Below are 10245 nucleotides of genomic sequence, written 5' to 3' on the forward strand. Positions count from 1 at the left end.
GGATCTACACCCATTCCGATTGGCTGTACGTGGTTACGATAAGCGGTAATCATTTTATCTTTCCCCAATTCCATAGCGTGCAAAGCACCTGCAAGAACTGCTTCCTGACCGTTATATAAGTGAAGAAATCCTCTTACTTTTTGTTGTATATAAAGCGCTGCTAGTTTGTCTTCAAACTTTCTCCAAAGTAGCATGTCTTCGTACCACTTTAAGTAAACTTCTTTTGTAATTTCTTTCATCTAAATTTTCTTTTTCTAGTATTTTCCGCTTGTAAATTATCTTATAAACATTAAATATTGACCTTTTACAAATTTGCGAATAGCAAAAATAAGACATTCCAAGTAAGGAGTAAAATTTAACTGCTTTTTTTTAATAAAAATTACAAGAAGTTCTTATCAAATGTTAATGGAAGTAAATTTTGAATAGAATTTGATTTATAAATTTCGCCTGTTTCTCCCATAAAATAAATTTCTATTGGATTGTCTTGTCTAAATTCGTATTCAAAAATAGATTGACGACAAGCACCACATGGTGGAATAGGTTTTGTTGTTGCAGATGTAGTAGAACCTGCTGTAATTGCCATTTTTACAATTTTTGCCTGTGGATAAATAGCTCCTGCATGAAAAATCGCTACTCTCTCGGCACACAATCCTGACGGATAGGCAGCGTTTTCTTGGTTTGAACCTACAGAAACTTCTCCATTATCAAGTAAAATAGCAGCTCCTACATTAAATTTAGAGTAAGGCGCATAAGCATTCCTACGAACTTCAATTGCTTTTTGCATTAAGTTATGCACATCGTTAGGTAATTCTTGCATAGATTCGAAAACCGACAGTTTCGTATTTATATTAATCTCTTTCATAATTTGTTAAGGGAAAAAAAATCCAAATCTCAGTAATTGAAATTTGGATTAATTATTTATTATTTATTGATTTTAATTCTGATCATAGTCATCACCGAAATTGAATGTTAGAGAAAAACGCAATGTATTCTCTAAAGGGTTTGGCACTTTTGATGCCGAAAACAAGTAAGAAACATCTAGAGTTACTACATTATATTTGAACCCTGCTCCTAAAGTAAAATATTTTCTTTTCCCTTTTTGCTCACTTTCGTGAAAATAACCCAAACGCAAAGCGAACGAGTCTTGATACCAATATTCTGCTCCCGCAGCATAAGTAAACTCTTTTAGTTCTTCACTAAAACCATCTGGTGCGTCACCAAAGGATTTGAAAATTCCCGAAGTCCATCCAATCGCTTTATAATCTGCATTAGCTTGAGACACACCATTTTCTCCAGGATCTAAAGTATCTCCATCTCCATTTAAATCGACCGGAACCGGAATTTGTGGAGTTGGCACTAATAATTTTGCAAACTCAACATTAGCAGAAATTTTATTATAATCGTCTAAAATAAAATCGAAACCACCACCTATACGTAAGTTTGAAGGAAGAAAATTAGCATTATTTTCGACTCCTGTATTTCCGTCATAACTTAATTTAGGTCCTAAATTTTGAAAATTAAAACCACCTCTCCAACGACCATTAAAATCAGTATAAGCAATCTCTTCAGATTGATAATAACCAGCAATATCTACTGCAAAAGTACTTGCTGCCGAAGCATCAACTGTACCTGAAGCTACTTTTAGATTAGACCTAATATAACGCCCTGCTACTGCCATTGAGTATTTTTCGCTCAATTTTAATGAGTATGATAAATCTAATGCTAATTCGTTTGGCTTTACTATATTTAAGTTTGTCCCTTGATCATCTGTCAATTGAATTTCACCCAAACTAAAATAACGCAAACTTGATCCTATGGCGCTTCTTTCATTAATTCTATTAAAATAGTTAAGTTGTCCTAATGAAATATCATTGACAAGCGCTGTTAAATATGGCGTATAACTTACTGCGAAACCTTGTTTCTTTGTTGAAAAAGCATACTTTGCAGGATTATATTGTTGTGAATAGGCATCGGGCGAGGTGGCAACTCCGTTATCTCCCATACCTGCCGCACGAGCATCCGAAGCAATTAATAAAAACGGAACACCTGTTGTTATAGGACGTTCGGTTTGCGCATAAACATTAATTCCTATAAATAATCCAGACAATATAAAAACGACTCTCTTCATTTTATTTTTTTATATAATAATTAACAAATATATATTCTTTTATTAAAGAATTACTAATTTCTCTATTTTTTCAGTCTTTTTATTAGTAACATTCGATTTTACGGTGAGTTTATAAACGTAAACTCCTTTCCCTATTTTGTCACCAAAATCATCTCGCCCGTCCCAAGTAATGTCACGAGAGGTAAAACCTTCATTGCTTACAATTTGATTTTTTGTCCAAACTATTTTACCAGTAATGGTAAATACTTGAACTTGAACTTCCAGTTGCTCTAACGGCTTGTTATGAGTAAACCAAAACTCCGTATAATTTACAAATGGATTTGGATAATTTAAGACGTTTGTTAATGATAATGTTTCGTCTCCTGCTACTATAAATTGTAAATCGGCGGTTACTATATTATTATAAACATCCCAAGCTTTGAATGTTAAAGTATGCAACCCTATTGCTAAATTTCTGAAAGGATATTTTAGTTTACCTTTTGTGTAATTATTTAGTTCGGTTTCATAAAAATCATTCAAAATATACGGCTTTGTTTCGTCACCATCTAAATAAGCAACAATATCATGACCTATTCCGCTCGCTGTATTGATACCATGCTCGTCTTCCAGAAATGCTAAAAATAACGGTGACTGATTTGTTATTCCACCAGAAGCGAAAGATTCATCATTCATGTAAATTCTTATTTTGGGAGGCACAACATCGGCAACAGCATTGACATTTAATCCTCCTATTTTCAAAGAAAGATCATAACCTGTTTGGTCTTCTAGAATATTATTGTTTTTTGCATAAAAACTTATTTTCCCTGTTCCTACAGGCATTTTTATATCACGCGGCACAACAAAACCGAACTCGAACAGACCGTTTGTAACCGATGCATTTCCTCTAAAAATGGCTTCTCCTAATGTGGTGAAATTCATGACTTGAAGAACTCCATTTACATATGTTCCGTCATTTCCTAAAGTAGTTCTATTTATATCTTTATCATATATACTTACCGCTAATTCTCCATTGTAGTTTGTTATTGGCGCATCGAACTCATCTGTAACTTCACCTGAAATTGTGGCATAAGCTAATGCTTGTAAAACGTCTGGAGAACCTGTGATGGGGACTCCATTTATTTTTGTTAATCTTATTTTTGGTTTCGGAATGGCGAGTTTTAACGCTGGATCACCTATATAAAAAACCACATTGTTTCCTGAATTTGAAGACATAACTTTTGTTAACCTTACTGCTTCAGCAATTGAAGGATAATTATTATTCCCGTAAGCAAATAATTTTGAAGCAAAATTAACATTAAAAATTTCTCCTGTTGACTGTCCTATTTGCCTCGTTGTGGTAACCATTGATACCGCTCCCCCAAAAGGATTCCAGTAAGTTTGCTCACCCGCAGTTGGTCTTGAAGGATTGTCGAAACGCGTGAATTCGCAGGTTACAGTAATAAATAACGGATATTTATATCTATTATTTAATGCCATAGCATCTTTTGTTTCAAAAAGTCTTTCTCCAGCAAGGCCATCTTCTCCTCCGTGTCCGAAATAATTAAAAACCAAGGCGCCTTGTTCGAATGAATTTATAAAATCCACTTTGGCTTTAGGGTATTTTTGTCCGCCCGATGTTGTTTCTTGCACATAAGAATCAGTATGAATTTTTTTGGGATTAAAAAAAGGCTTTTCTTGCGTAACTCTATTTGTTAAATCATCTAAATCAGTTTCCAATGTAGCATCGCTATCTTTATCTACATCATCGGACAAAAAAACTAGATTGTTTCGCCATCTTCCGTACGATTTTTTGTCGTAATAGTCTATGACTTTTGTTACCATTTGTTCTGCTTGTGGCAAACTAGAAACCAACATTCTACCTACAGCTACATCTAAACCCAGTGCACTTGTCATGCTTCCTTCATTAGGATCCATTAATCCGAAATAATCATCGGAAACAAACGATCCTGAAAGCGAAAAACTCTCCATAGATTGAAAAGAAGGAACAATATTGGTGTTGTTTTTAGTTTTGTCTTTAAAGTCATAAGAAGCATCACCAAAAAGGCATAAATATTTCACAGTTTCACTTGGTGCTGATGGATTTTCATAAACATATTTTACAAAATTTCTAATTGCACCTATATCTTGTTTTCCTGATGAGAATTCTTCATATAAATTCTCGAGATTAACTACTTTTACATTTAGATTAGAATTTGTGCTATGAAATTTCACTAATCGTTCTGCTTGAATACTTAATGAAGCTGGGGAAATAATAAGGTAATCCACATCATTAAAAACGCCTTGATTGTTTAAAAAAACTGTTCCTTTTAAATCTTGGTTATTTACAATTGTGTTACCATCTTTTAAGGGTGTATAAACATCAAAATTATCGACGATTATATATTTTCTTTCTTCACCCATAAACGTTTTGAAAGAAAATAAAGACTGTCCAGCATTTACTTTTGCAGTTACATTATATATGTCTGTAATATCCCAAACTTGCCCAATAGATGAAGCATTGCTTATTTGATATTCGCAAGTTCCTAAAGAAGATGAAACTTCTTCTACAGAAAATTTAAATTGCTTACCTAAACCATTCAGTTTTGATTTTGCTTTTAAACTTATATAATCTAAATAGCCTGCAGCACTTGGAACACCATTATTGTTATAACTCAAATTGATTGAAATATTTGCACTTGTTGCATTTATAGTATTTATAAGAGCCGATTGATTTCCAAGCACACTTGATGAACTGGCAGATAAATTGATATTACCTACATTTATATTATTTGCTCTTACAGAAAAAGTAGAATTACCAACACTAACAGCAGCAGTTTGAACTTTTAACAATATAGGGCTTGTTGTAACAATATTAGGAAATGAAAATTGAAAATTTTGATCATTTGTAACCTTAAACTGTTCTCCATACCATTTTCTTCCTAAGCGTGCAAGATTAGTCATGTCAATTTCGTGATACTGGTATTCATCATAAGTTGTAAATATCACATCAGGTGATTGTGTAGATTCTAAAATTGAGGAAATTCTCTTACCGTTAGAAGCAGATGAAGTTACATAATAATAAGATTTTTCGGCATATAAATTAATGTGAGTATCACTATCTGTATTATAATTATCGACACCTTCAGCATAAAACAAAATAGAATCACCATCATTAAAAACACCGTCGCTTTCTCCATCAAACTGTATTGCATTTTCAGCTAAATCCGTTGGATAAGGAACCGAATTTGTAAGCGGAATCATCCTACCTCCGTTCCCGTAAATTTTTATTGTTCGAGGATCTACATTTACATCAAAACCCAAACTGGATAAAAATGCTTTAGAAATTCGATATATTCCAGATTTCTGAACATAAAATTTGCGCCAAACTCCAGTTTTTAATACCGAATTAGATAGTGTCGCAATATTCTTCTGAAATACCTCGTTTTCAACTACAGTAACATAATCAAAATTTAGTGACTTTACTCTTTTATAATAATTTCCTTCTTTTATAATAGGTGAAAAAGTTAGCAAACCATAATTTACCACCCTTGCCTTTGCATTTAGAATGGTTGCATTAAGTGCTTCTGGAATTTGGGACTTATCTAAATCCCCTAATTTTTCCTCAGCTATAGTTTCGTAAATAATGTTTGATAGTTTTAAGCTTTCCTCATTAATAGCAAAGGGAACTTCGAGCTTTTTAGAAAACAAAATAGACTTTTTTACTGCATCATATATAAAGAAATCCGATTTAAAATTAGGAATACTTACTTTGTAATTTTCAGTAACAGAATAATTTCCGTCTACCCAACTAATATTAATATTATTATTGTTTTGAGCAACAACTGTTTGAAAAACAAATATGACAATTAAACTGACGATTTTTTTCATATTCAAATATAACGTTATTAAATGTTTTTTATTTTAGTGAGTAAAAATAAAATTTAAAATACAATATAAAAAGATATAGTACGTTTTTATACAAATAACATAATAATATTTTTTTTATTGTTTTTTTAAATATTTCTAAAAAAGGTGTTGCAGTTTAATGGTTAATTGTTATATTGCGCCACAAAATAATTACCTACGAAAGTATGAAAGTAAACAAAATTGTGACTGTAAGAGTACTGTTTTCATTAATAGTACTGTTTGGATTTACTAGTTGTAGTAAAAAGTCTAGTTCGAAAAACACTTCTTCCGCTACCGGATGGAAGATTAACGACCCCAATGGTGGTTTCCAATACAACAATAATTTCACTAAACAAGAGACTGCTCCTGGATTAGTATTAGTTGAAGGTGGAACATTTACAATGGGTAAAGTTCAAGATGATGTTATGCATGATTGGAACAATACACCAAATCAGCAACACGTACAATCTTTTTATATGGATGAAACTGAGGTTACAAACCTTATGTACATGGAATATTTAGATTGGACAAAAAGGGTATTCCCTCCTACAGAAGAAAATTATAAAAACATTTACGACGGAGCTCTGCCAGATACATTAGTCTGGAGAAATAGATTGGGTTATAACGAAACTATGACCAATAATTATTTGAGACACCCTGCTTACTCTCAATACCCTGTTGTAGGAGTAAACTGGATTCAAGCAAATGAATATGCCAAGTGGAGAACTGATCGTGTAAACGAATCAGTACTTGAAAGAGAAGGGTATATGAAAAAAGGCGCGAAAGTTGTTGATGTAGATGCCAACAATACTTTTAGCACAGAAGCATATTTAGCAACCCCGTCAACATCATTTGGTGGAAACGAAGAAATTATTTTGAAAAAGACTGGTCGTAAAGGCGGAAAAAGTGCTAAAAAATCTAAAAAAGAAGCTGCTGCTGAACCAGATGCAACTGCTAGTACAGATGCGACTGGAACTGATGGTCCAAAAAATGTATACGCACAAAAAACTTCAGGAATACTTTTACCTGAATACAGACTACCAACTGAAGCAGAATGGGAATATGCATCTGCTGCTGATGTAGGAAATAGAGAGTACAATCTTTACAGAGGTCAGAAAAAATATCCTTGGAAAGGTTCTTACACACGTTCTGGAAGCAGATCTTCAAGAGGAGATCAACTAGCCAATTTCAAACAAGGAAAAGGTGATTACGGAGGAATAGCAGGGTGGTCTGATGACGGTGCTGATATTACTGCTCCTGTAAAATCATACAAACCAAATGATTTTGGATTGTACGATATGGCTGGTAACGTTGCAGAATGGGTACTAGATGTTTACAGACCTATGATTGATGATGAAGCAAATGATTTCAACTACGTTCGTGGAAACGTTTACACTAAAAATAAAATTGGTGAAGATGGAAAAATCGAATTAGTGACATCCGAAAACATCAAATACGACACATTAAGTAATGGTAAAGTTATTGCTAGAAATAAACCTGGCGATATCGCTCAAGTTCCTGTAGATGAAAAAGAAACTTACTTAAGACAAAACTTTGACAAGAGTAATGAAATAAACTATAGAGACGGAGACAAACAATCTACTCGTTTCTTTGACTACGGTGCATCTGAAGAAGGGGAAGCAAAAAAAGATGACAAAAACAGAATGTATGATTCTCCTATTCAAAAAATTTCTGCAGATACTACAGGGAAAATGGATAGAAAATATGACAAATCTGCAAAAAGAACAACACTTATTGGTGACGACGTAAGAGTTTACAAAGGTGGCTCTTGGAGAGACAGAGCATATTGGTTAGATCCAGCACAAAGAAGATATTGCCAACAAGACATCGCTTCTGATTATATTGGATTTAGATGCGCAATGTCTAGAGTTGGACCAAAATCTGATATGCCAAAAAGAGCAAGAAATTAATAATTCCTTTATACTATATTTAAAAGCCCTAAATCTTTAGGGCTTTTATTTTTTTATTACTTTCGTATTATGAAAATCGAAGAAATTTACCAATGTTACTTACAGTGTACTTCCGTAAACACGGATACACGAAAAATAGAAAACAACACTTTATTTATTGCCCTAAAAGGAGAGAATTTTGATGCCAATACATTTGCCGAAGAAGCGTTAAGTAAAGGTGCATTATTTGTAATAATTGATGACAAAAAATATCATACTGATAAGAAAAAAATGATTCTTGTATCAAACAGTTTACAAACATTACAAGAACTAGCAAAATACCATCGTCAGCAATTAGGACTTCCCATAATTGCCCTGACAGGAAGCAACGGAAAGACAACAACCAAAGAACTTATAAACGAAGTACTTTCAAAAAAATACAATACTAAAGCAACCATTGGTAATCTAAACAATCATATTGGCGTTCCGCTCACATTACTATCATTTACCGAAGATACTGATATTGGGATTGTAGAGATGGGTGCAAATCACCAAAAAGAAATCGAATTACTATGTTCAATTACAGAACCTGATTTTGGGTACATTACAAATTTCGGCAAAGCACATCTAGAAGGTTTTGGAGGAATAGAAGGCGTGATAAAAGGAAAAAGTGAATTATATAATTACCTAGAAATATATAGAAAAACAGCTTTTGTAAATCTTGATGATGAAATTCAAAATGAAAAAACTTTACAAATTACACGTTATAGTTTTTCACAAAAAGCAAAAAGTGATATTAAAATTGATTCTATCGCAGCGAACCCTATGGTTATAATTAAATATAATAAAATCGAAACACAATCAAATCTAATAGGATTATATAATGCAAATAATATAATTGCAGCTATAACCATTGGAAAATATTTTAACATTTCTGATATTGACATTAAAGAAGCTATTGAAAATTATATTCCTACAAATAATCGCTCCCAACTTATCGAAAAAAATAGCAATCATATTATTTTAGATGCCTATAACGCAAATCCGAGTAGTATGACAGCTGCTATTTCAAACTTTATTCAAATAGAAGCAAAGGAAAAAATTGCTATTTTAGGCGATATGTTCGAATTAGGAAAAGAGAGCTTAATCGAACATGCAAAAGTGATTCAATTGTTAGAAAACACACAAATTGAAACTTATTTTGTTGGTAAAGACTTCTTCAAAAGCAAAATTGAAAAAGAGAATTTGCATTTTTTCGATACATATGAAAATTTTGAAAAAAATTTTAAAACAGTTAATCCTAAAAATCAAAAAATTTTAATCAAAGGATCTAGAGGAATGGCATTAGAGAGAACATTAGAAATCATTTAAAACATACAGCCAAACAATTTAAGTCCTATAGTAATGTGGGACTTTTTTTCTTTCAAAAAATAAATTCTGTAACTTCATAGGACAAATAAAAAACGTGTCACTATTCAATAAATGAAATCAAGAATTAGGACAATTAATAGTAAAATACAAAGGAAATAAGCAACCACAAGATTATAAAAAAATCTATATCAATTAATAGTGATGGTGGTTTTATCTCCCAAGATACTGATAAAAATATCAATAAGATAGATCCTTCATTATTTGATATTACCCAAATATGAAAGCCTATTAATTTCCAATGTTGATTATTTAATTCCGAACTTAAACAGAGGTAGGATTTCAAAATTAAAGCCCGTTGGCTCATCGAAATTAATCAGACCCTTAAATAAGACAAAAACATTCCAACAAAAATAACCAAAATTGTCGCTTTATAAGGGATTGATAGAAAATCAGCCATTGTAATCATGTATGAAGCTGATCCCAATCTGAAGGTTTTATCGCTTATTTAAATATCATTCGAGTTGCACCCAGAATTGGATTAATTACTGAATCCAAAGATGATAATAAAGTCGAAAGCAATTGACACAAATTTTACCAAAGTAATTTGAGGCAAAATTGGTATAGCAATTTCGTTTTTAGGAAGAGTAATTTGTAGACCAACCAATACTAAATGCAACGAATATCCAAATAACAAAACTTGTAATTTTACAATTCTTTATAAATTCCTTGTCGCATGAATAAATGTGTCGATCTTTTCCCTAGAATCTTTTCTTTTTTTCTTTTAAAAAAGAAAAGCATTTCCACTTAAATCCCTTGCGAATTAGGCACTTAAACATTCGGTCTTAAAATTTTAAAACACAAAAAAATGCTTTAGTTGAGGAACTATAGCATTTTTTCATCAAACAAACTAAAACAAACAATTTTTATTTTTTTACAAAAATATTGGTATAA

Annotated in this window: 6 protein-coding genes; 2 read left to right on the plus strand and 4 right to left on the minus strand. The window is 32.2% G+C overall.

Features of this window, described 5'->3' with window-relative positions:
- The 4 genes from ACH2BP_RS09830 to porU form a co-directional block, all read right to left on the minus strand.
- Positions 1-239, minus strand: a 239-nt coding sequence (locus ACH2BP_RS09830; protein WP_395059408.1) for a thiamine pyrophosphate-dependent enzyme, incomplete at its 3' end; no start/stop codon positions are given.
- 140 nt (positions 240-379) lie between these two features.
- Positions 380-862 (minus strand): cytidine deaminase, encoded by a 483-nt coding sequence (gene cdd, locus ACH2BP_RS09835; RefSeq protein WP_395059410.1) that lies wholly within the window; start codon positions 860-862, stop codon positions 380-382.
- 72 nt (positions 863-934) lie between these two features.
- A complete protein-coding gene (gene porV, locus ACH2BP_RS09840) occupies positions 935-2128 on the minus strand; it encodes a type IX secretion system outer membrane channel protein PorV (RefSeq protein ID WP_395059412.1) in 1194 nt (397 codons plus the stop codon).
- A gap of 42 nt (positions 2129-2170) precedes the next feature.
- Positions 2171-5995, minus strand: a complete 3825-nt coding sequence (porU, locus tag ACH2BP_RS09845; RefSeq protein WP_395059414.1) for a type IX secretion system sortase PorU — start codon at positions 5993-5995, stop codon at positions 2171-2173.
- A 203-nt stretch (positions 5996-6198) separates the two neighbouring features.
- Here porU and gldJ point away from each other — a divergent pair, with 203 nt between their 5' ends.
- On the plus strand, positions 6199-7944 hold the full coding sequence (gene gldJ / locus ACH2BP_RS09850; RefSeq protein WP_395059416.1) for a gliding motility lipoprotein GldJ: 1746 nt from the start codon (positions 6199-6201) through the stop codon (positions 7942-7944).
- Positions 7945-8013: 69 nt separating this feature from the next.
- Positions 8014-9294 carry a UDP-N-acetylmuramoyl-tripeptide--D-alanyl-D-alanine ligase gene (gene murF, locus ACH2BP_RS09855; protein WP_395059418.1) on the plus strand — a complete coding sequence of 427 codons (1281 nt, stop codon included), beginning with the start codon at positions 8014-8016 and terminating at the stop codon, positions 9292-9294.
- Positions 9295-10245 lie beyond the last annotated feature (951 nt).

This window comes from Flavobacterium sp. (assembly GCF_043756175.1).
Lineage (GTDB): Bacteria > Bacteroidota > Bacteroidia > Flavobacteriales > Flavobacteriaceae > Flavobacterium.

Coding starts and splice junctions, on each gene's coding strand:
- porV (WP_395059412.1), bottom strand. CDS start 2,128: ATGAAGAGAGTCGTTTTTATATTGTCTGGATTATTTATAGGAATTAAT.
- cdd (WP_395059410.1), bottom strand. CDS start 862: ATGAAAGAGATTAATATAAATACGAAACTGTCGGTTTTCGAATCTATG.
- gldJ (WP_395059416.1), top strand. CDS start 6,199: ATGAAAGTAAACAAAATTGTGACTGTAAGAGTACTGTTTTCATTAATA.
- murF (WP_395059418.1), top strand. CDS start 8,014: ATGAAAATCGAAGAAATTTACCAATGTTACTTACAGTGTACTTCCGTA.
- porU (WP_395059414.1), bottom strand. CDS start 5,995: ATGAAAAAAATCGTCAGTTTAATTGTCATATTTGTTTTTCAAACAGTT.